Below are 22,614 nucleotides of genomic sequence, written 5' to 3'. Positions count from 1 at the left end.
AACACTTTAAAAAGGCAGAAGACGAGCTTTCGTTTTCTGCCTTTTTCTATTTTAGCGTATAATAGAAACATACAGTAACAAAGGAGTGGTAACGATGAAAAAAGTAGAGCAATTATCTTCACACCTATATCTTATTGATGATTTTGATTTACAACATAATGAACGAACTGGTACGTACGTTTTATTAGGTGACGATATTACTTTAATTGAAACTTGTGCAGCCCCTTCTCTTCCGTATATTTTAGATGGCTTACAACAATTACATATTGATTTATACGATGTAAAAAACATTATCGTTACACATGTTCATTTAGATCACGCCGGGGCTGCTGGTTTAATGATGGAAAAGTGTCCAAACGCTACTTTATATGTGCATTCTCGCGGTGCTCGTCATATGATTGACCCAACAAAACTCATTTTAGGCGCAAAAGCTGTATACAAAGAAGATTTCGATAAACTATTTGATCCAATTCTTCCTATAGAAAAAGAACGTGTTCGTATTGTACAACATGGTGATACGTTAAAAATTGCCGAAGGCCGTACACTTACATTTTACGATACACCGGGACATGCTAAGCACCATATTAGCATTCACGATTCATTAACAAACGGCATTTTTACTGGCGATACAATCGGAATTTATTATAGAGAACTCGCAGACCTTGGTGTAGAACTATATTTACCATCAACGTCCCCTTCACAATTCCAACCAGATGCGATGATTGCTTCTAAAAATCATATTCAAAGTATGAATGTAGATACTATTTATTTCGGTCATTACGGTGCATCATCCAATGTTACAGAAGTATATAACCAGCTTGAACATTGGTTACCTATTTTCGTTCATACTGGTAAAGAGGTCTTTGAAAAATATAATGATTTCGATGAAGCGACTAAAGCTTTACAAACTGTATTAATGGATAAGATCTCTGCTCACCTTACAAAGTTAAACGTTCCATCAGATCATTCCGTTTATAACATTTTACATCTAGATATAGAAATTAGTGCGATGGGCATTATAGATTATTTCACGAAGCAAGAAAAAGCAAACTCCACTATTAACTAACAGTATAAGAAGAGATATACAACAGTAGTTATTGTATATCTCTTCTTTTTTTGAATATATTTTGAGTAAAGGATGGTGGAATGCAATGCAAAAAGTAATGCTATACCTCTGCTTCACATTGTTTATTGTCTTATTATTATTTGTTGGAGTGAAGATTCAATTTTATTTAGATACAGATGCGCAGGTGAACTTTAACGTTTATCCAAGATTATTCTACTTTACACTCTTCCCTCTTATAGTCGGCATTTTATTACGATTCCTTCAATCTATTAATCGCGAAACGAGTAAACAAAACTGGCACTTTCAACCGGATAAATTTATCGCTATTACTGTACCTATGCTTTTCATTTCCTTTTCACCAGCTCTACTCTTTTCGCCAGTTGGCCAATACCTACCTTATTTAGCTAATATTATTCTTATAAATACAACTTTTGTTACTATAATAAGTTTAATAGCTGGCTATTCTCTTTTAGATTGTTTTATACAAAAAGATATTGCAAATATGAAAAAGTATAATTGAACACTCTTTTTTGTTTCAATAAAAAAAGCTCACAGCTAAAGCTATGAGCTTTTCTAATTATTGCACCTTTTCGTTTACATATTCCATAAACTGCTCTGCTTTAATAAATCTTTCTTTGTACGCTTCAGGTACTTCTTCTATTGTTATCCCCCCACTCGATTTCGTTTTTACTAAAACGGTTTGATATGACATTAATGCTTCCATATATTGTTCATACTCTTCAGGAGTTAATACCTCTTTACTAGACTTATGGCCATTTAATTTATCAAAATACGGATGAAGCTCCATTACCACCTTTTTCAATTCCTCTTTTTTAGCCGGTAATAATTGATCATAATCAATATTACCGTTCGAATCTCCGTACGTAAGTTTTGCATTTGTTAATTTTTTTAGTTCTTTTGTAAACTCTTCATATTCCTTCGTACCCATTTCATCTTTCGCCTCTGATAATTTTGCACTAAAACGCATATACGCCTCTAATGTCATCGTTCCGGCATGTTTTTTTAAATTCTCGAAAGATCCGTATATACCATCCGCCATAATAGATTGATACGCAAAACCAGTCGTCGGGATTAAAAGAGCTGCTGCAAGTACTCCTGCGATAAGGCGTTTCTTCCTCTTACTCCGCCCGTGCTTCATTTTTATTTGTACGATTACTTTTTCTTTTAAATCCGGCGGGGCAACAATACCCTTTGCTTCTTCTTGTATAGATTCCCTAACTCTACAATCTAAACTCATTTCACATTCCCTACCTCTCCTAAAAAGATTTCTTCTACTTGCTCTTTTTGACGTAGTTTCTTTAATGCCGAATGAATTCTAGATTTCACAGTACCAATTGGAATATGTAATATTTGTGCTACTTCTTCTTGTGAATAATCATGTAAGTATCTTAAGATAATAACTTGTTTCAATTTATACGGTAATTTATGAATGAGTTCAATTAGTTTTTGGTTTGATATTTTACTTACAACATCGTTAGAAAAATCAATTTGCACTGACTTTCTTTGCTCATCTGCTTTTTTTATAATTCGTAGTCGCATCCACCTCTTTCTTCTATAAGAATGAATTTGTTTAATCGCAATCCCAATTAGCCAAGGGCGAAATGGCTTCTCGCTATCATATTTACGAAGCGATTCATATAGCTGTATGTATACTTCTTGAACGACATCATCTACATCCGTTTTATCTTCAATTAAAAAATGTGCTGTTTTATATACTTCTTGAATCGTTACATCATACAATTCGCTATATGCTTCTTTATTGCCTGATAAAGTTAATTGAATTAAATGTACGTAATCTATTTCACTCTTCATATACCAGCCCTCCTTTGTCTTACACAATATATTGGCAAGTAATTTATATTTCGTTCGATTTTTTAAAAAAGTTTTTTTATATAAATTAATATAATGATTCAATTAGTTCATAAGCTTCACTTATAACCTTGCATAACTATTATATAATTTTCCAATTTCTAATAAAGACTTAAAATGATTCATATAGTCAAATTTAGGAGGATATATAATGAAAGCTATCGTTGTAACGTCATTCGGTGGTCCTGAAGTGATGAAATATATAGATGTGGATGTGCCAGTTATTTCAGACAATCAAGTTTTGATTCGTGTTGTTGCTACTAGTGTAAATTTCGCTGATATTAAATCACGTTATGGCAAAAAAGGAAATAAAGCACTACCTTTTATTCCAGGAATAGATGCTGCAGGTATTGTAGAACGTGTCGGTTCTCATGTGAAAAATATTCACCCTGGACAGCGTGTCATTGCTTTTCCTCAAAATGGATCATACGCAGAATACGTTGTTGCAAATGAAAACCTTACTTTCGTTTTACCCCATGAAGTCGACTTTCAAACTGCAGCTGCTTGTCCGATCGTATCTTTTACAAGCTATAATTTACTCGCAAATGTTGCAAGACTACAAGAAGATGAAACGGTTCTAATCCATGCAGCTGCTGGTGGAATTGGTACTACAGCGATTCAACTTGCAAAACTATTAGGGGCTGGAACAGTTATCGGTACTGTCGGAAGTGAAGCAAAAAAAGAAATTGCTTTAGATGTTGGGGCTGAATATGTTATTTGTCATCAAGATGAAGATTTTGTAGAAAAAGTCAATGAGCTGACAAACGGTGAAGGGGTTGATGTAATTTTAGATTCTATTTCTGGAACGGTTTCGGAAAAAAGTTTAAAATGCCTTGCTTATTACGGTCGCCTCGTTCATTTCGGAAATGCAAGCGGTGAAATTGGTTACTTTCAAACGAAAGATTTACACGCAAGTTGCCGCTCTATACTCGGTTTTAGCTTTGGTACTACACGAAAAAAACGTCCTGAACTACTCCAAGAAACTGCAAATGAAGTTTTCCGTTATTTACGTGATGGCCGTCTGAAAATGAAAGCTGTGAAATCTTTTCCACTTCAAGATGCAGGGAAAGCACATGAATGGGTCGAAAGTAGAAAAAGTACAGGGAAAGTAATACTAACTGTTCAGTCCCCTTCCTGAAATGAATACTTGAAACCGAGGTGTCATTCATGGGATCACGAATTATGCATGCTATTATCGCTAACAGGATTGCCGAGAAATTATCTATTCAAGATAAAACTTCTTTTATACTTGGAGGTGTGGCCCCTGATGCTGTGCATTCAAAGATAGAAAAAGTCACCTCACATTTTTACGCCGGCTCAACGAAAGACTATACGAGACGAATTGATTATGGATCATTTATTCATAAATATAAAGATTATATGGATTCCCCTTTTCTCCTAGGCTATTGCACCCACCTCATTGCCGATGATAATTGGCTAAGCGGCTTTTTTCTACCTTGGTTAAAAAATAGAATAGAAAACGACGAAACTATCGCACCCCTGTACTATAACGATTTTAAATTGTTAAATGCAAAGTTACTTCATCATTACGATAAAGAACAACAGCTCTTCTCTCTTCTCAATCAAGAGGATCACATTGTGGATATTGAAGAGGTTTCTAAAGAAAACGTTTTAGCTTTTCGAAAGTATCTTTTTGAAGATATGCTATATCCCGAGCAACATTTGCATGAAGACTTACAAGTATTTACGTTTAACCAAATCGTTGGTTATATTGAAACCGCTATTGAAAAAGGGACATTTTTTATTAAACAACTCTCTAATGAAAAATCCACTTCAAACATGTAATCCCCCTCAATATATTTGAGGGGGATTTTCACATAGCAATATTATTATTTGTTCTTTTCCATAACCGCAAAATAATTCCCTTCACTATCAGCAAAGTTAAATACTTTACCAGAAGGCATAGTGACCATTTCGCCAACAGTAACATTTTTATTTGTTAAATCTGTATATAATTGATCAAGATTTTCTGAGAAGAACATTAGGGACGGTGTACCAAGATTTAATTCTGGGCTCATCTTAGAAATAACTTCTTTATTATGTAATATAATGCTCGTTTCTGCACCGCTTTTCGGAGCGATTTCAATCCATCTCATTCCTTGCTTATTATCTTCCTCTGCAACTACATGAAACCCTACCTTTTCCGTCCAAAAATGTACTGCCTCATCTTGATTATTTACATATAACATAATTTGTCCGACTTTATGAATCATTGTTTTTCCCCCTAATGGTTTTTATATTCTATGTAGGTTTCTACAGATGTTATTATTATTCCTTTTTCATTCAATTACAAACATAAAAGACGCAACTACAAGTAGCTACGCCTTCTCCATTATTTATCTAGGCTTTTTCTTCCCAGTAAATGCTGGTTTCTTTTTCTTTGGTGCTTTCGGTTTCGTTTCTACAAATGATCCGTTGAACATTTCTTGCTTCGTAAATACGATGCCTAGTTTTTTTGCAAATTGAAGTAATTTACGCTCTTCTTGTTGTGTTACAAGAGAAACGACAGTTCCTTCTTTACCCATACGTCCTGTACGTCCTGAGCGGTGAATATATTGGTCTACTGTGTCTGGTAACTCCAAGTGGATTACATGTGTTAAATCATCGATATCAATACCGCGTGCTGCAATATCAGTAGCAAGTAAAATTTCTAATTTCCCGCCGCGGAAAGCACGCATCGTTGCTTCACGCTCTTGCTTACTTGCCTCTGCATGAAGAGCTGCTGCTTTCATTTTACGGAATTGCAATTTCTGTGTAATTTCATCTAAACGGAATGGGTCATTTAAGAAAGCAACTGCTTTTACATCGCCCATATGCATAATTCTTCTTACGTAATCATTTTTTTCGCGTCGCTCACAAATGATATACGTATGCTCAACTAAGCTTTTTGACTCTGCACGTGTTATACGTACTAATTGTGGTTCAACTGCTAAATCACGTGCAGCATCTTCTGCCGCTTTTGTAATTGTCGCCGAGAAGAATACTAATTGACGATCTCGCATTGTAGATTTAATTACATCTTGTACTGCGCCCATCATCTTTTGTTTTACAATTTGATCAAACTCATCAAATACAATCGTTTTCACTTCATGCATCTTTAGCTTTTTCATTCGAATTAATTCTAAAATACGTCCTGGTGAACCGACAATTACTCTCGGATGTTTCTTTAATTTTTCAACTTGGCGCTTAATATCTGCACCACCAATTAAAGATGCCCCTGAAATTTCAGTCCCTGCTGTAAACTTTTGAACCTCTTCGTGAATTTGCATTACAAGCTCACGTGTCGGCGCTAAAACAACAACTTGTGGTTGTTTTACTTCAGGATTAATTTTATGTAAAAGGGGTAATAAGTACGCTAATGTTTTTCCTGTTCCAGTTGGAGATTCAGCTATAACGTCTTGTCCTTCTAAAATAGTTGGAATCGCTTGTTTTTGAATTTCAGTTAATTCTTTAAAACCAGCCTTCTCCCAAGCTTGTTGTAAAAATGGTTGCATATCTTTTATCATTTGTTTTTCTCCTTTATCTCTATTTTTGAAGAAAATGTTGTATTGTTCGCACCGTTTCTATCATGTGTGAAATAACAGCTATTAAATCATCAACATGGTCTTCTGTAATCGCTTTTTGAAATAGAACCTCTACCTTATTATGATATGAAATCGCTTGCTTATTATATTCGTATGAAATTTTCTGCGTAATCATTCTTTCTTTTCCCCATATAGAATGCATGAAAGTTTCAATTTCTTCACACACTACCTCTGGCTTTTCTATCGGGAATGAAAATGCTAACTTCATTTCACAACCTGGTGTAAATTGTGGTACTTCCAATATTTCACCAGACAAGTTCTTTGCATCTACAGATAGTGAAAATGTTGCTTTTACTACCGGTTCGAACGGTTCTGTTAATTGAAATGAAATATGGTATATACGACTTAATGAGGCAAGGTCCATCATATCTTTTCGATCTGTTACAAGAATATCTCCATGTAAATCAAAATCATAAACAGCACCTTCTACGATTACTTTTAAATTATCAAAAGCAGTTGGATCAAACATAATTTCCTCCAAAAAACAGGCGCCTTTCGATGGAAAGGCGCCACTTGATGTATATATAGTGTACAGATAAACGAGATGAATTACAACCTTTTAGAATAAACCTACTGCTTTTCCATCTTCATTTACATCCATTTGTAGTGCTGCTGGCTGTTTTGGAAGGCCTGGCATTGTTAACATTGTTCCTGTTAGCGCAACGATAAACCCTGCACCAATAGATGGTTTTAGCTCACGAATTGTAACGATGAAGTCAGATGGACGACCTAATTTTGTTGCATCGTCAGAAAGAGAGTATTGTGTTTTCGCCATACAAATTGGTAGGTTACTCCAACCTTCTCCTTCATATTGAGCTAATTGCTTACGTGCTTTCGGAGCAAATTCAATATCTTTTGCACCATACACCTTTTGAGCAATTGTACGAATTTTTTCTTCTAATGGTAATTCTAATTCATAAAGTGGTGCGTAGTTGTTCTCACCTTTTTCGATTTCTTTTAATACTTTTTCAGCAAGGTCAACTCCGCCTTGGCCACCCTTCTCCCAAACTTCCGTTAAGGATACTGCATAGCCACGCTCATTGCACCACTCTTGTAAGTATGCAACTTCTGCATCTGTATCTGTAATAAATTTATTAATTGCAATTACGAAAGGTACACCGAAGCTTTGAATTGTTTCAACATGCTTCTGTAAGTTTTCCATACCTTTTGCTAATGCATCTACATTTTCTTCTTTTAATTGATCTTTTGCTACGCCACCATGCATTTTAAGCGCACGAATAGTCGCAACAATAACAACTGCTTCTGGTTTAATGCCAGCTGCACGAGCTTTAATATCTAAAAACTTCTCTGCACCTAAATCAGCACCGAATCCAGCTTCTGTAATAACATAATCACCTAATTTTGCTGCCATTGTTGTAGCGATAACACTGTTACAACCGTGAGCGATATTCGCAAATGGTCCGCCGTGAATGATAGCTGGTGTATTTTCTAACGTTTGTACTAAGTTTGGTTTTAATGCGTCTTTTAATAATAATGTTAACGCACCTTCTACACCTAAATCTTTAACCGTTACAGGTTGATTTGCAAAGTTATAAGCAACTACAATGCGAGATAGACGCGCTTTTAAATCTTGAATATCTGTTGCAAGGCAGAATACGGCCATAATTTCAGATGCTACTGTAATATCGAAACCGTCTTCACGTGGTACACCTTGAACTGGTCCACCAAGACCAATTACTACGTTACGTAGGGCACGATCATTTAAGTCAACACAGCGTTTCCAAACGATTTTACGCGTATCAATTCCAAGTGTGTTTCCTTGTTGGATATGATTATCAATAAACGCCGCTAACGCGTTATTGGCAGTTGTGATCGCATGAATATCTCCAGTAAAGTGAAGGTTAATGTCTTCCATAGGTACAACCTGTGAAAAACCACCACCTGCTGCCCCGCCTTTTAGCCCCATCGTTGGTCCAAGAGATGGTTCGCGAAGTGCAATTACTGTTTTCTTACCAATTTTATTAAAAGCTTGACCTAAACCAACTGTTACTGTTGATTTACCTTCTCCAGCTGGAGTTGGGTTAATCGCTGTTACTAAAACAACTTTACCGTCTTTCTCATCCTGTAAGCGCTTAAAAATGTCAAGAGATAACTTACCTTTATAATGCCCGTATGGCTCTAATTCATCTTCTAAAATATTTAATTCAGCTGCAATTTCTTGAATTTTCTTCATACTCGCTTCTTGCGCGATTTCAATATCGGATTTAACTGTTGTAGTAGTTGTCATATACCCTAGTCCCCCTTTAATTGGTTCTGATGATATTGTATCAGTTTTTTGTATTTTCTGCACTTATTTACCTCCTAAAAATTCTTTCATTTCTTTATGCGTTTTTTAACATAAATACCCATAAGAATGTTAACGATTGTTGTAACTCGATAGGTAGTTGACCTAGCATCTTCTCATTTACTCCGCGCTTATATACACCGATCCCATCTACAACTTCAAAACCTTGTTCTTTCGCTAACCGTTCAAACTCCCAAGGCATCATCGTATTACAAACAACGTCTTTGCCATATAAACGAGGATAACTGTTCTCTCGAGGCTTTGCTGTCGGTCCTAAAATTGCAATACATGCATACCCATCTCTTTTTAAAACGCGCTTTATCTCATTTAATGCTCGTAATGGCTCCTCGGTCCATTCTAAAGAATTAATTGCCATGATTGATTCAAATTGCTCATTTTCAAATGGTAAGGAAGAAAGATCCCCTTTTATAAAAGATAAATTCGGTCCTTCTCCGCGCTCCTTCCCTTTTTGAATCATCACTTCTGATAAGTCTACTCCAACTGCTTTGTAGCCCGCGCGACTTAATTTATATGTACCGTATCCATCCCCACAACCAACATCGAGCACTTGAGCTTCTTTCTTCACATACTGTTCAAAAAATGGAATAATTGTACTCCTACTCCCGCTGTCCCACATCTCCTGACTATTTTGAGTCCAAAATTCTGCACTACTATCCCATTTTTTCTCTGCTGATTCATGCCAATTAAATTTCGTCATACATTCCCCTGCCTTCACGTTTTATCACTCATTTCATTCTACATCATTTTCCAAAATTCCTGTTTATCTTCACTAGGAGATGTACAAGCTAATGATGGAATCTTTATTCTCCAATTTTTGCTTTACTTGGGTTTAACTCATACTCATGTTCTTCTCTTTATGAAAGATACTATAGGTACACCCAATTGAAAGAGAGGGATGTACATGCGAAGAAAGAGAAATCATCATTTTAAAAGTGGTGAAAAAAACGAAGAGTATGCAGCTGAAATATCACCAGCTGGCATTCCAATTAGACATAAGCGTAAAGAAATTGCAAATGAAATAGAAGGTACAAATACCGGTGCAATGGTAGGCTATGTCGCTTTATTTCTTTCGCTTTTCTCAATTGCATTTTATCCGGTTACACTTGGCTCTCTTGCGATTTTAGTCGGCTTATTAGCTGTCAATTTCGGAGCAAGAACACTTGGATATACAGCAATTGGTTTTGGTAGTTTTTCTGTTTTATTTACTTTACTCTATCCGCTTGCTTTGTCAGCGTTTTAAAAAAAACACACCAAGTTATACTTGGTGTGTTCATTCGTGATACAACATAATATGACCGCATCCACAGCAATGTTTCGCTGTAATTTCTTGAAACACTGGGTAATTTTCTTCATCCCGATGCTCAATAAACACCTTTTCAAATCGATACATATTTGGTGCATATGCCCAATCTTGTTTCGTGCGTGCATACAAAGTTGAGGAAAAAAACTCCTCACCACCGCAAACGATACATGTACTCTTCATCACTACCCCTCCTATGCTTGTCTTACTTCATCTATATGAACATAAGCATAAGAAAAAGACCTTCTATTACTAGAAAGTCTTCTCTGAAACAAAAAGAAATGTACCAAACATTCCTACTCCGCTATATTCTTTCGTAACACCAGCTTCTGTTTTAAATGTTTGCTTTACAGTCATAAAGAATACACCATTTCGTGCATCTATACTTTCAAATTGTAGTTTTTCTTTTTTACCATCTACATTTTGTGTGCATTCAAAACTACTCTCATTACATTTCAATGCATACTTATCCTCTACATACACTTTAAAATCTGATTCTTTCGGACAAGTAATAAGTAAAATCGCCACGAGAATAATACTTATAATACCCACAATTGTATAATATTTCTTCATTTGTACTCCTTTCAAATGACAAGAAAACTTGACTACATACGCCAAGTTTTCTTAGTCCACAACCCATTGCCATTCTTGTTCTTTCTTATCAAAAATGAGCCAACCTGTCTCTGTTGCTTCTTCTTTCAATTCATCAATATTATCTAGTACCTCATCCGTACTTTCATACGAACCAACTACATATACCGGAATTTCAAGACCTCTTCTTGACTCAATTTTCCCTGCTAGATCAATATAAAGACCATCTTCCATTAATGGAAGAAGCCCCATGATCACTTCTTTCGAAATGGCTGGGAAAATTTTTGATTTTTGGAACAAAGAAAAACGTTTCTTACCGAAAGCACCGAGTTTATAAGGAATGACTTTACTTAACATTCCTACAAAGTCAGCAATTCTACGATAATACACTTTGTTGTACCATCCGTCATCATGTGAAAAATAAACAAATCTATTTTTCAATAGCGGAAAGAATGTTCTTGCAAGTGGTTCTTTTTTGTGAGCCAAATATAAAAGCTCTGCAATTTCTTTTGGCTCTAATTCATCTAAATCGCTTGCATCATCAAAATCTACCCAACAAAATTCATCAAATTCATCAATCTCTGCTTGAATTAGCTTATGTATATTTTCTTCCTCAACATATTCAAATAAAGTATGATAATGAAAATCTGTCCATTCAAAGTTATGCTTCAAAAGCAACACTTGATGAAGCGGTGAAGGGATGTTACTTGCAAACTCTTTAAACGTAATTCCTGATGTAATAAAACAATGACCCCGACGATTACCATTAATATATATCATATTCTTTACTTGGTCAGATCCTCCAGACAAAGCACCTAGCCACCTTCGTTTTATATGTTTCAATTCTATAGCATATTTTAACATGAAAAATTTTAGAAACATAGAAAAAAATTCAAAAACTATTTACAATTTCATGTGTTTTATTACATAGTGATTACAAGAAAAAACACCTGCTCGTGAGCAGGTGTTTTTAAAGGATTTCATCTGGGTTTTGAGGATGATGATTTCCCTCTTTCTTTTCATCTTTTTGGAACATCGATTGAATTTTATCAATTGTTTGTGGAGCTAACTCAATCATTTTTTCTGCTAAATGTGTCGCATTTTGTAGATGCAGAATATTTACTCCATCTTTATTCACTACAAGAAATGCTACTGGTGTAATAGAAACACCACCCGCGCTACCGCCACCAAATGCAGGGTTACCGTTTGCTCTTTGTCCATCATTCGTTTGGAAATCAGAACCTCCTGCTCCAAAACCGAACGCTACTTTAGAAACCGTTAACACTACACCACCGTCAGCCGTTTGAACAGGCTCTCCAACAATCGTATTTACATCGACCATTTCCTTCAAATTTTCCATTGCCGCTTTCATTAATCCTTGAATTGGATGATCCACCGTTCATAACCTCCTTTGTCATATCTTTCCTAGTTTTTCCGAAAGTTTGTGAACTAAACATAAAATTTTATATTGATTTCAAAAAACTTAAGTTGTAATATTTAGAAAAATAAAAAAAGAGGTAGATTCGTTATGATGCGAAAATTAACAAAGAAAGATCATAAACAAGTATTCGCTTTCCTAAAAGAAGAAGCAGCCCTTAACTTGTTTATTATTGGGGATTTAGAAGCTTTCGGTTATGAAACAGACTTCCAAGAATTATGGGGAGTATTTGAAGAGAACGGAACATTAAAATCGATTTTACTTCGCTTTCACGATACATTTATACCGTATAGTAAAGAAGAGTTTGTGGTTACTGACTATGAGGCACTTCTTTCCACATATAAGCCGCTTAAACTCTCTGGTAAGTCAACTATTGTAGAACGATTTGAAACTGCTTCAAATATACAACTAGGTACTAAAAATGAAATGTATTTTTGCGAATGCCTAGATGACAACAACTTACCTAGCACGCCTATCCAAGAAACAATTAAACTTGCCACACTAGATGACTTAGAGCGAATTATGCAATTACGAGGTAACATTGTTGAATTCCCGACTACTAATGAATCAGAAAAAATTTTAAGGCAAGCTATTGAAACAAATACAGGACGTACATATTATATTGAAAAAGACGGTGCAATCATCGCATCCGCCTCTACTTCCGCTGAAAATTCATTATCCGCAATGGTTAAACAGGCGAGTTGAAGCTACCGAGGCAGGACAAGCCTCACAAGGTGTTGCTGAATGGTTATCTATGACAGAAACAATATTCTCACAAGAAACCACTTTCTAGGTTACTCACAAGTAGCCTATGGAGGTGGTCTTTTTTGTGTGTACTCAAGGGGGAAAGTAAATGGCACTGCTTAGATTTATGATTAAGGATTACCTAGAAGATAAAGAACTCAGTGGGCTAGCTCCTAGGACAATACAGAGCTATGGAGATACACTCAATGAGTTTTCTCACTGGCTCACTACCGAGAAGGAAATCATTAACATCGAGGATATTACTCCACAGGTTATAAAGAGCTACCTCCTCTACTGTTCCAAGGAGAGAGGAAACGCTGTAGTTACTCGTAATGGTAAGCTCCAGCACTTGAAGACATTCTTTAGGTACCTAGAGGATGAGGACGTTATAGATATCCGTAGCAACCCCACTAACAAGATTAAGCCTGCTAAGACGGACAAGACAATCAAGGTGTACTCCGACGAACAGATAAAGCAGATGCTTAGATACTACAGGAGGATGCGCTCTCGGGAAAACACGTTGTATAGCTACCGAGGTCATACCGTGATAGTCGTCCTCGCGGGTACAGGCATAAGACTAGGCGAGCTGGTATCCATGAGGTGGGATTCCGTGGATCTACTCAATAAGACTATCACTATCTTTGGGAAGAATCGCAAGAGTCTGTCTACTCCGTTAACGGATAAGGTGGCTCGGGAGTTGTACGAGTGGAGATTATTCTGTGAGAAGTACTACATTAAGTTGCCTGCTCATGTGTTTAATGACCACAAAGGTAACCCACTCACAGTGAACGCTGTCAAGTTAATGTTCACCAGGCTTTCAGTTCGTATGGGATTCAAAACTACAGCTCACATGTTTAGACATACCTATGCGAGTAACTGCTTGAGAGCTGGAATGGACATATACACCTTGAGTAAGCTGATGCATCACTCCCAGATAAGAACTACTGAGGTTTACCTACATGCTTTCGGTAACTCGTTAGCTGAATCCAACGATAAGTATAACCCTCTCAATAGGTTCGACCTATAAGTAAACACAAAAGAGCCCTGCTCTAGTTTGGCGGCCAGACAGGACTCTTTCACAAAATAACTATGGAGCTATTTGCTTATATTGTACTACCCTAAGATACACTCTGCAAGTAGCTCCTATTAAGGAGAATATACAATATGAAGGAACTACGAAAATATCAATCTTTTAATTCAATTAATGAGATGGACAATTCTATTAGTGAATACCTGTCAGTGTACAAACTTAAAGAGTCAGAATACACAGTACTATGGAAGCTTGCTTGTTACTCATGCAAATTCATAGGAGTCAGCTACCTTAAAGTAGACTCTTTAGCTGACCTCACAGGATACTCTAAACGCACTATACAGCGTGCTCTTAAGGGTTTATCTGAGCTAGGAATCATTACTCGCATCAACCAATTTAAGCCTATTAAAGGTGGCTATAGCGCTTCAATAACAGTAATCAATCCCTATGAGAGTCACCTCGCTAAGTCACCTTGCGAGGAAGCTGTAGTGCCTACTCCTGAGTGCACTGAGAAGTCTCCATCTCATACAGATACAATTACTTACAAAACTAAAATCTCTAAAGATAATACATACGTAGACGAGTTAGACATAGATCACTTAGTAGCTGCTGGTGTTCCTACTGAGTTCGCTAGCTTGGCTATCTCCTACTTTGATGCAACTAAGGTGTACAAACTGTGGGGTCGTGTTCAATTGGCTGCTCGAAAGTATGCACCTGATTTAGTTGATACTGCAGAGGTGGCCATCTCAGGTTTACTAGCTAGTGTGCTTGCTAGCAAGGCTAAACGTGTACGTGATTTCAATGGTTACTTCTATGGAGTTCTGGCTCAGAAATTATCTACTGCTCAGCGATCTCTTAAGTGCAAACTTTTCAACTTTCTTCAGTAGCATTACTGTAGATAATAATCCCTCCTATCTGGTTGTTGTCCTATAGCTCTTTAACACAGGAGGTATCTCTATTTAGCTATGCCCGATTGGTTACTAGGGTGGCATTGCATCTGGTTCTTGTACGATTATCCAATTTAGGATAGTCCTGAGTAGGTTGTACCTGCAGAGCAGGCAACTGATTAGGTATATGCTCGATTGAATGCCATATGATGTAAAATAACATCTCCATTTTCGAATCACTCCATAAAAAAAGCTCCAGATTCTCCTGTGCGGAGTTTTATTAGTACCCTTATTACGTTTGCACCTAAACAAGTTATACCATTTGTAATGAGCTTGTACGAACTCTAAAGAGTTTTACACTTATTCGAGCTTTCTTTGGTAACCAAAAAGAGGTAGCTAACATAATTGGCTGCAAGGATAAACTGTGAGGCAAAGAAAGGGATTTAAAAAAAGTTTTAAAAAAGCATTGACGGTTCTAGAACTTTTAATTAATATGTAATTAAGCCACTCAGGGAATGGGGTGAACATGGCAATTGGAAAGTAAGCAACAAAAGTTTTACGGTAAAGTCAAAGACTTTTACGAGCTGGAGTCCATCGAGGATGCTAAGAGGTTTTATACAGCTTTTAATCAACTCAACAAGATCAACACTGTAGATAAAGCTAATAAGATCGATAAAATGTTAACTCGTATGTATGCTGGTAAGAAGTTAACTGACTAACCTAAAACTACACAAAACAAAATAGCCCTACTCGGTAGTTATACTTTGGCGAGTATACCGAACAAGGCTACGCAATTCAGTCGAACCTATAAGGCTCTTTCCTCCTTATAGTATCACGAGCAGGAATAGCTGTAAAGGTTCGACTCACAGGAGGCGAATAAGTTGAAACTCAAAGACTGGGTTAAGCCAACCTTGGTAGCTGGCGGCAGCATAAGCTTTCTTTACGCAGCTGGTTACATCGTTTCACTCATGATTGTACACCTGTAAGTATTACCTATCTCGTATAAACAAATAAAAACTAAAGGGAGAGATTTTTTATGACAACAAATACTATTCAACCAACTAATTTAGATATCGCTATGGAGGAAATCGATACTTTAGTATCCAACTTCCAAGACTCACTGTCTCGTATCACTAATAAAGTTTGCAAAGTAGATACATTCCAACTAGGCCTTACGTATGTAGTTATCTTACGAGCTGGCAAAATCTCTAAAACTCTTAGTTTTAATTTAAACGAAATAACTGAGGAGGAATGTCAATGAAAAAGCGAATAGTTGTTTTCCTGTCCAGTATTATCCTGCTGAGCGCCTGCAACAGTTCTACGATCTCCGAAGAAGAATACAACTCCCTAGAGGAAGGGATGACACTCTCAGAGGTTGCAGACCTTGTAGGAGGAAAAGGAGAACGTACCAGCTCTAACGGCTACATAGACGTAACCTACGATGGCGACGGAGAGGAAACTGGGGAAATCGACTTTGCAGTAATGATATTCGAGAAGGGTAAACTAATGGGTTGGGATCGAGAAGATAATAACTAAGGGGAAGAAACGAAATTCTCTAGGACACTCCCCCTCGAGCTGACTCTCATTGAGTCGGCTCTTTTGTTTTCTTCCTCAGAGTTACCATTACGGTAATTGAAATTATAGTTTGCGCTCATGTGAATACCCTATGCGAGATTGGTCTACCGGGGCAATACCCTGATGTTACAAATATGCGTTTTCTGCGCAAGAACACACCCCGCAGAAACCCCTCCCCTATGGACATAAAAAAATGAGACAACCTAAAGCGGCTATCTCATTGATATTCCTATTTTGAACAGTATCGGAAACAATAATATTAAACTCTGTAAACCAAACCATATAGATCCAGCTAACACTAGGTACATTAGAGCTATAAACAAGTATAATCTCCACCTATGAGATCGACTCTCTAGATCTAATCTTCTTAGCGCTGACTTCCTCTGCGGTGCACTCATTAGCTTCTGCCTTCCTTTCTGTTTATTATTATGACTATCTAGATGACCTATAAGGCAGCCACCTCATGGATACATATATATCCTCGGACTTCATATAAGGAACTCAACAGCCCTATGCATGCTAGCTTCTCGCTCCTTCGAATATCTGTAAGTGTTTATTAGCTTCATAGTACTTCTTTGTTACTCTCTTAGTCTTAACCTCTTCGAGTTCGCCACCTACAGAGGTGATTGCCTCCTCAGTGTACTTCTTGATTAGCCGCTTGAACCTCATTTGCGCTACGATAGGTTTCCCCTCCATAGGTAAACACTGTTGCGTAGTAAATTCTTGTCCGTTATCTAGGTAGGTTACATTTACTTGGTAGTAGTTCATATTAGTTTCTCCCTCTCTTCTGCATGTTTAACTCTCTTTTACCTTCCTCTGTGAGAGCATGTCTTTTGTATTCGAACTCACTAACTTCTCTGGAAGTCACGCTGATTAGTTCTCCTTTAGTAATTGCCATTGCTTTTTCGTAAGCCCTTCTAGTTGTTTCTGTGTATACTACCATCGCTTTTTGTACATCATCCTCAACGTCAAACCAATAGTTAACCTCGAATAGCTCACTGTTTTGTTCGTAACATGATACTACTACAAAGTAATTTCTCACCTGTCATCTCTCCCCTTTATTTATGCCATTAGGCAACCTAGAGGTAGAACAAGCTACCTCATTAGTTATCCTGTGGGGTGTACCTTAAAGCTTTCTGATTGACTGCTGAAGGCCCCCATAGTCGAATCTTGATCCAGTCTGTGCAGAATCAACTACCTCGCGAGATACTTGGTTGATACTAGCTTTCAAGTCCTCTCCATTGATATCTACCTCGCCTTTGTGAATATGCTCTACTACTATTTTGCTACGTCCTCCAGTGAATGCCTCCAAGCCTGTGCCTGCTAGGGCAACATCCGCCTGATTAGCTACTCCTCCGAAGGCTCTACCCATAGATCTCTCCATAGCTCCTACCTGAGTTAGTGCTGCGTTGTACCAAGTAGGGAAGAATGCTTCACCTGACTTGTCTAAGTCTGACAGAGGGCCTTTCTTCGCAGGGGAGAATGGTAAGTATGCTCGGATGTTTGACATACCTCTAGAGACAGCATTCACTGCGTCTCCGAATCCTGATGCGATACCACTAACAAACTCGCTTAGTAACCCTTTACCAGATGTATAGAATGTGCGGAAGAATCCTGTGAACTTATCAACCATTCCATTTACACCTTCTATTACTTTGTACTTAGCTTCTATGAAGCCATTTTTAACTCCACTACCAAACTCCTTAAGCATATCTCCAGCAGCTTTACCCCAGTCGCTAACTTTATCTTTAGCAGCCTGTACCATCTCATCAAACTTACGTTTAGTATCATTTACTATCTCTTTGAGCTTGTTTTCTGCATCAGTCTTCATTTGATTGTATTTGTCTATAACAGCTTGCTTCATTTCTTGAGCTTTGTTAGAAGCTTTTTGTTTTAGGTCTTCCCACTTCTGAGCGTTGTCTGTTAGGATTTCAGTAAGCTTAGCTATAGCAGCTGCCTTTAATTCCTCATACTTAGCGGTTACCTTGTCTTTCATTTCTTGAGCCTTTGTTTTGGCATCCGTTACAGTGTCGTTCCATTTTTGCTTCGTATCAGCCCACCATTTTTTAGCCCCGTCAACCATCTCGTCGTAGGCTTTGATAATCTTAGCTTTTCCGTCGTCCCACTGTTTTTTCATCACATCCCACATCTGCTTGCAGAACTTAACAACCTCATCCCAGTTTTTATAGAGCAGGACACCTGCAGCGATTAACCCTACAATGAGAGCAACTATCCAAGTTATTGGGTTAGCCCACAGAGCAGCATTGAATAGTAACATTGCAGTTCTACATAAAGTTAAAACTGCTTGAGAGTTCTTAAGGAACGTAATTAAGTTTTTCAGTGAACCTACTACACTACTGATTATCCCTACGAGAGCGGAAATCCCCATGAACGCTTTAAAGCCTACCCACACCGCTGCTATTATAGGTATTAACCAATTAGCATTATCTGCTACGAACTTAATAGCTGCTGATACTAGACCTAAAACGGTATCTAAAGCACCCGACTCTCTCGCCCACTGTAAGAAGTCTGCTGTTAATTGTAAGACTTGCAACGATACAGGATATAACGCTTGGACAATATCCCATAGAGTTAACACTAATTGTCCGATTAGATTCATAATGATAGGTGTACTTTCTTGTACTTGCTTAACGAAGTTCTGAAAAGCTGGATTACTCTGTAGACCAGCAGCCCACTTGGCGAACTTATCAGTCAAACTAACCATTCCATCCCCTAGCTGCATCCCTAGTGGAGTGAAGGCTATCATGATATCCCCTAATCCTTTAAGGATGTTACCTGCTGATATCATTACCTTTTCAAACATAGGTACTGCAAATGTGTTCATATGCTCGAAGAACTTATCAGCTTTACCTTGAGTAATTCCTTCATTCATTTTGCCGATCATATTAGAGAAGGACTGTCCGACTCCTTGGAAGGCAGGGAACAATTTAGCCATAGTCAAACGGAGGAAATCTGTGGAGTTAGCCACGAGGCTTAACGTAGTAGGAGCCATCTTGTTTTCCATATCTCGCCAAGCATCACTAAGTTGGTTGATAGCTACTACAGCTTTCTTTTCCTCCTCAGTTAAGTCTTCCATGATAGCCTGCACGAGGGCCATCTGCTTAGCGTATCCTTTAGTGTCCCCAGCGATCAAAGCTGCATTAGCCTTGAGCTGGGCTTCTTCCAGTTGTTTGGCGGTCTCCACAGTCTTTCCTATCGTAGTAAACGCTAGAGCACCAAACCCAGCGGCAGCTACCCCAGCAGTACCAAACAGGGAAGCAACTGCACCGAGTCCTCCTAATAGAGCAGGAGTCATTGCAGAAGCACCTATCGTGATACCGCCAATAATAGCTTGCATCTTTCTAGCCTCTGCTGAGGTGTTCCTGAAAGTATTACTAGCTCTGTCTTGAGCTTGTATCATAATATCTATGACTGAAGCCATTTAATTCACATCCTTTTAGTTATGAGAACACACCAAATAACCCACCTGCAAAGTAGGCTAGAGAGTTGTCGTCCTCACTAGTTATTAATTATCAAACAACTGATTGTAGATATTTACGTTAGATGGATTACCAGCGTTCTCCTTAGACTTACGGAACTTACGAGACAACCCTAAATCGTCTAACAGTTTGACAGCCCTATTCTCAAAGTCAACCATACTAACTTTCTCGTTAACCGCATACTTCATAGATGTACCATTCTTTCTCCAGCTCTTAATGAAGTTAATGAGAGCTAGGTCTAACTTGGTAATGTCTAGTGGGTCTAAGTCATAATTCTCCTGGTACCACTCTAGGTTGTCGCTATACCAGTTCTTTTCGTCCTCGGTTAAGTTGGCTAGGAAATCCTTTTGGTACAATCCATGAATAGGTGCTCGTCCTTTTTCTAGGTTTTCTTTCATCTTCTTTTTTCCCTCCTCAGTTTTAGCTCCTGTAGATTTCCCTCCATGCCAGTTACAGCGGAGGTTGATCTCATTAGATGGCTTAGTAGTACATACCTTGTTCTTCATGATCGCTCCACAGATACTCGTTTCCTTCTGTAGCTTCTCCTTGATAGCTGTCATTTCCTCAGATTCTCTGTTGAGGTCACCACTCATGAGCCTGTCTCTTATCTCATTGGTATACTCCCTCAATCCTTCTGGAAGAGGTTTAAGTTGTGAAGGTAATCTACCCATACTACTACCCCCTCTGTCCTAACCCTAGGCTAGCCATGTAGTTATCATAGTAGGCTTGGTCTTCCTTGCTCATCTCGATAGGACGTTCTTTCTTGCCGATACTAATTAGGTACTCATCGTATTCCTTTTGGAACTTCGCTTCCTCATTAGCCTTCTTCTGTTCAGCAAATGCTCGCTTGTCTTCCTCAAGTTGTTTATTCATTCGATCAATCTTCTCGTTAAACTCTTTGAATCGTCTCTCTAGTTTCATTTGTGCTACTCGTTGATTCGGGTTCATGTTTGTTTCCTCCTCGTCTGTTTGTTTATATTAGAAAGCCACCTTCTGAGCTATGGCTGTTCGTCTGTTGTGTAGCTTTCTAGTGGAGCCGATCTACCAAGTTAGCAACCTCCACCTATGTAGTCTGGTTTCAGCGATTACTAACTCAGCATCCAACTCTAGGGTAATGCTATATGATATCCTGCCTCACTTAGATACGAGATAGGTTAATCAATGTTTGGTGATGTAACTCAATACCATTATTTTTGAATACATTCTTGATAGCTTCTTCAATCTCTCGAGCGATAGCCTCAGATTGTTCGCTTGCTTGTTTGTGGTCTTCATTGTTCATTTGTACTATTGTCTTAAAGTCTTCATTTTGGTCTTCCTCCCTAGAACTAACAGGCTGAAGGCTTTGTGTATCTACGAAGCCATATTCTGTAGCTAAGTCTTTAGACTCTACCGGTACTGATTTAAACTTAAAGACATCTTCCTCTATTCCTAATGCTTTGTTGATGCGAGCTGGAGCGATCACTGATAGGTGAGCCTTTACGTTTCGCTTACGAGCTAAGTCCCCACGAGAACGGAACACTTCTCTTGTAGCTTCTCGCTTCTCCTCAGCTACCTCCACTAACTTCTCTTGTGTAGACTCAATCTCCTTAGATAACTCTTCTAACTTACCTTGAGCTTTCTTTTGTTGAGCTAGAGCTTGTTTGTCGTTCTCATCAATTACTAAGCTAGCCTCCACTACAGTTAATGCCTGTTGGATTTTAGACTGATTAGATTGCGCTTTAGATAATTGACTTTGTAGATCCGACTCTTGAGCTAATACTTTGTCTAACTCCTTTTGTGCTGTCTCCTGTTGTTTAACTTTACCGCCTGCAATAATTCCTTTTAGTCTGTTCATCATTTGTCATCTTCTCCTTTTGGTTTGGGTTTAGTTTGTATTGAGTCGGCTAAGGGGTAGCCTGTGAAGCAATAAGGTTAGGGGGTTATTCAGTAATACCAATTAATCTAGCTATCTCTTGTGTACCTTTCTGGCTAACTAACATCTGTAACTTACCTTTCTCTAGAGGCTTGTAACCGATGTAGCCTTCATCCTTCAAGTATGAATAGTTAGCTGTATGAACCCACGAGCCTTTCTTCGTGTAGTAGATTACCTTGAGCCGTCTCAGCAGGTTGTTCAATTGTTGAGCGCTTCTGAGACCAAGCTGTTTAGCTGTACTCTCTATAGTTGTAAAGCCTTGAATGTCTAGCACCTTTTCATGGTAAGCTATGGCAGGCGCTTGCTCATCTAGTTTAGCTTGTAGTTTCTCTGTAGCCTCCACCTGTTCGACCAACTGCAATAACGCTTCTTTGTAGCTGGTCGGTAGAGCTGGCTGCTGTACGACCTTTTCCATTTCGTGAAAGCGATCAATGTAGGCTACTGTGAAGAGAATACCCTTCTCACCTGTCATCTTGTTAGCTACCAATTCACACCCCTTACGAGTAAGAAGATACTTCCTTCTCGGTTCACCTTTGAGATCTAAGTAAGTTGCTTTCTGAAAATAATCTAACGTCCCCAAATTTGGGTTGGTTAAAAATATATCCATGTAATTATCAATATCTCTTAATAGGTGATCGTGTCTTTTCCCTGTCATACTCGCGACCTCTAAGCTATCAATAAAGTTTACCTCTTGGTTATTTACCTGTAAGTTATTTGTCATTCTCTCCATCTCTCCCTTTTAGTTGTTTA

Annotated in this window: 27 protein-coding genes and 1 pseudogene; 11 read left to right on the top strand and 17 right to left on the bottom strand. The window is 38.0% G+C overall.

Annotated features, from left to right (window positions below):
- The first annotated feature begins 94 nt into the window (after positions 1-94).
- Positions 95-1,066, top strand: a complete 972-nt coding sequence (locus QCI41_RS00850) for an MBL fold metallo-hydrolase (RefSeq protein WP_353838688.1) — start codon at positions 95-97, stop codon at positions 1,064-1,066.
- A gap of 85 nt (positions 1,067-1,151) precedes the next feature.
- Complete coding sequence (locus tag QCI41_RS00845; protein WP_353838690.1) at positions 1,152-1,586, top strand: hypothetical protein; 435 nt, start codon at positions 1,152-1,154, stop codon at positions 1,584-1,586.
- A gap of 57 nt (positions 1,587-1,643) precedes the next feature.
- On the opposite strand, the gene QCI41_RS00840 is transcribed toward QCI41_RS00845, so the two are convergent.
- On the bottom strand, positions 1,644-2,324 hold the full coding sequence (locus QCI41_RS00840) for a DUF3600 domain-containing protein (RefSeq protein ID WP_000050675.1): 681 nt from the start codon (positions 2,322-2,324) through the stop codon (positions 1,644-1,646).
- The gene (locus tag QCI41_RS00835) at positions 2,321-2,899 is read right to left on the bottom strand and encodes a sigma-70 family RNA polymerase sigma factor (protein ID WP_353838692.1); all 579 of its coding nucleotides are present in this window, start codon (positions 2,897-2,899) and stop codon (positions 2,321-2,323) included. The genes QCI41_RS00840 and QCI41_RS00835 overlap by 4 nt, the downstream gene beginning before the upstream one ends.
- A 208-nt stretch (positions 2,900-3,107) precedes the next feature.
- On the opposite strand from QCI41_RS00835, the gene QCI41_RS00830 reads away from it, so the two are divergent.
- The gene (locus tag QCI41_RS00830) at positions 3,108-4,094 is read left to right on the top strand and encodes a quinone oxidoreductase family protein (protein WP_353838693.1); all 987 of its coding nucleotides are present in this window, start codon (positions 3,108-3,110) and stop codon (positions 4,092-4,094) included.
- Positions 4,095-4,123: 29 nt separating this feature from the next.
- Entirely contained in the window at positions 4,124-4,762 is a 639-nt protein-coding gene (locus tag QCI41_RS00825) for a zinc dependent phospholipase C family protein (RefSeq protein WP_353838694.1), read from the top strand.
- Positions 4,763-4,806: 44 nt separating this feature from the next.
- Here the strand turns inward: QCI41_RS00825 and QCI41_RS00820 are convergent, their stop codons facing one another.
- The 5 genes from QCI41_RS00820 to QCI41_RS00800 all read right to left on the bottom strand — a co-directional run bounded on the left by QCI41_RS00820 (position 4,807) and on the right by QCI41_RS00800 (position 9,584).
- A complete protein-coding gene (locus QCI41_RS00820) occupies positions 4,807-5,190 on the bottom strand; it encodes a VOC family protein (RefSeq protein ID WP_166689490.1) in 384 nt (127 codons plus the stop codon).
- A gap of 123 nt (positions 5,191-5,313) precedes the next feature.
- Positions 5,314-6,483, bottom strand: a complete 1,170-nt coding sequence (locus QCI41_RS00815; protein ID WP_000588608.1) for a DEAD/DEAH box helicase — start codon at positions 6,481-6,483, stop codon at positions 5,314-5,316.
- Between the two features lie 19 nt (positions 6,484-6,502).
- Positions 6,503-7,030 carry a hypothetical protein gene (locus tag QCI41_RS00810; RefSeq protein ID WP_000460226.1) on the bottom strand — a complete coding sequence of 176 codons (528 nt, stop codon included), beginning with the start codon at positions 7,028-7,030 and terminating at the stop codon, positions 6,503-6,505.
- A gap of 90 nt (positions 7,031-7,120) precedes the next feature.
- Positions 7,121-8,809 (bottom strand): formate--tetrahydrofolate ligase, encoded by a 1,689-nt coding sequence (locus QCI41_RS00805; protein ID WP_046953671.1) that lies wholly within the window; start codon positions 8,807-8,809, stop codon positions 7,121-7,123.
- 94 nt (positions 8,810-8,903) lie between these two features.
- Positions 8,904-9,584: a class I SAM-dependent methyltransferase gene (locus QCI41_RS00800; protein ID WP_353838695.1), complete on the bottom strand. Its 681-nt coding sequence runs from the start codon at positions 9,582-9,584 to the stop codon at positions 8,904-8,906.
- 204 nt (positions 9,585-9,788) lie between these two features.
- Here QCI41_RS00800 and QCI41_RS00795 point away from each other — a divergent pair, with 204 nt between their 5' ends.
- Positions 9,789-10,127, top strand: coding sequence for a hypothetical protein (locus tag QCI41_RS00795; RefSeq protein WP_001253201.1), 339 nt, complete (start codon positions 9,789-9,791; stop codon positions 10,125-10,127).
- 30 nt (positions 10,128-10,157) lie between these two features.
- Here QCI41_RS00795 and QCI41_RS00790 read toward each other — a convergent pair whose 3' ends face one another.
- The 4 genes from QCI41_RS00790 to ytfJ all read right to left on the bottom strand — a co-directional run bounded on the left by QCI41_RS00790 (position 10,158) and on the right by ytfJ (position 12,174).
- On the bottom strand, positions 10,158-10,370 hold the full coding sequence (locus tag QCI41_RS00790) for a hypothetical protein (RefSeq protein WP_000842867.1): 213 nt from the start codon (positions 10,368-10,370) through the stop codon (positions 10,158-10,160).
- 69 nt (positions 10,371-10,439) lie between these two features.
- A complete protein-coding gene (locus tag QCI41_RS00785) occupies positions 10,440-10,760 on the bottom strand; it encodes a hypothetical protein (RefSeq protein ID WP_098109649.1) in 321 nt (106 codons plus the stop codon).
- A 51-nt stretch (positions 10,761-10,811) separates the two neighbouring features.
- Positions 10,812-11,588 (bottom strand): oxalate:formate antiporter, encoded by a 777-nt coding sequence (locus QCI41_RS00780; protein ID WP_000014094.1) that lies wholly within the window; start codon positions 11,586-11,588, stop codon positions 10,812-10,814.
- Between the two features lie 160 nt (positions 11,589-11,748).
- On the bottom strand, positions 11,749-12,174 hold the full coding sequence (gene ytfJ, locus QCI41_RS00775; protein ID WP_000349987.1) for a GerW family sporulation protein: 426 nt from the start codon (positions 12,172-12,174) through the stop codon (positions 11,749-11,751).
- Between the two features lie 132 nt (positions 12,175-12,306).
- On the opposite strand from ytfJ, the pseudogene QCI41_RS00770 reads away from it, so the two are divergent.
- The 6 genes and pseudogenes from QCI41_RS00770 to QCI41_RS00745 form a co-directional block, all read left to right on the top strand.
- Positions 12,307-12,906, top strand: a pseudogene (locus QCI41_RS00770) (GNAT family N-acetyltransferase); the annotation flags it as partial.
- Between the two features lie 163 nt (positions 12,907-13,069).
- A complete protein-coding gene (locus QCI41_RS00765; protein ID WP_088093158.1) occupies positions 13,070-13,987 on the top strand; it encodes a tyrosine-type recombinase/integrase in 918 nt (305 codons plus the stop codon).
- A 137-nt stretch (positions 13,988-14,124) separates the two neighbouring features.
- Positions 14,125-14,877, top strand: a complete 753-nt coding sequence (locus QCI41_RS00760; RefSeq protein WP_353838696.1) for a helix-turn-helix domain-containing protein — start codon at positions 14,125-14,127, stop codon at positions 14,875-14,877.
- A 533-nt stretch (positions 14,878-15,410) separates the two neighbouring features.
- A complete protein-coding gene (locus QCI41_RS00755) occupies positions 15,411-15,596 on the top strand; it encodes a hypothetical protein (protein ID WP_000444252.1) in 186 nt (61 codons plus the stop codon).
- Between the two features lie 317 nt (positions 15,597-15,913).
- Positions 15,914-16,138, top strand: a complete 225-nt coding sequence (locus tag QCI41_RS00750) for a hypothetical protein (RefSeq protein WP_087950105.1) — start codon at positions 15,914-15,916, stop codon at positions 16,136-16,138.
- Positions 16,135-16,413, top strand: a complete 279-nt coding sequence (locus QCI41_RS00745) for a hypothetical protein (RefSeq protein ID WP_353838698.1) — start codon at positions 16,135-16,137, stop codon at positions 16,411-16,413. The genes QCI41_RS00750 and QCI41_RS00745 overlap by 4 nt, the downstream gene beginning before the upstream one ends.
- 808 nt (positions 16,414-17,221) lie before the next feature.
- Here QCI41_RS00745 and QCI41_RS00740 read toward each other — a convergent pair.
- The 6 genes from QCI41_RS00740 to QCI41_RS00715 form a co-directional block, all read right to left on the bottom strand.
- Entirely contained in the window at positions 17,222-17,494 is a 273-nt protein-coding gene (locus QCI41_RS00740) for a hypothetical protein (protein WP_353838699.1), read from the bottom strand.
- A gap of 84 nt (positions 17,495-17,578) precedes the next feature.
- Entirely contained in the window at positions 17,579-19,894 is a 2,316-nt protein-coding gene (locus QCI41_RS00735; protein WP_353838700.1) for a hypothetical protein, read from the bottom strand.
- Between the two features lie 84 nt (positions 19,895-19,978).
- On the bottom strand, positions 19,979-20,623 hold the full coding sequence (locus tag QCI41_RS00730; RefSeq protein WP_353838702.1) for an HGGxSTG domain-containing protein: 645 nt from the start codon (positions 20,621-20,623) through the stop codon (positions 19,979-19,981).
- Between the two features lie 4 nt (positions 20,624-20,627).
- Positions 20,628-20,900, bottom strand: coding sequence for a hypothetical protein (locus tag QCI41_RS00725; protein ID WP_098637334.1), 273 nt, complete (start codon positions 20,898-20,900; stop codon positions 20,628-20,630).
- Between the two features lie 190 nt (positions 20,901-21,090).
- On the bottom strand, positions 21,091-21,789 hold the full coding sequence (locus QCI41_RS00720) for a hypothetical protein (RefSeq protein ID WP_353838703.1): 699 nt from the start codon (positions 21,787-21,789) through the stop codon (positions 21,091-21,093).
- Between the two features lie 82 nt (positions 21,790-21,871).
- Positions 21,872-22,585, bottom strand: a complete 714-nt coding sequence (locus tag QCI41_RS00715) for a Rha family transcriptional regulator (protein ID WP_353838704.1) — start codon at positions 22,583-22,585, stop codon at positions 21,872-21,874.
- Positions 22,586-22,614: the final 29 nt, after the last annotated feature.

It is taken from the genome of Bacillus cereus group sp. MG4 (genome assembly GCF_040460055.1).
GTDB classification, from domain to species: domain Bacteria; phylum Bacillota; class Bacilli; order Bacillales; family Bacillaceae_G; genus Bacillus_A; species Bacillus_A wiedmannii.
This window is presented reverse-complemented; position numbering and strand designations above follow the sequence as displayed.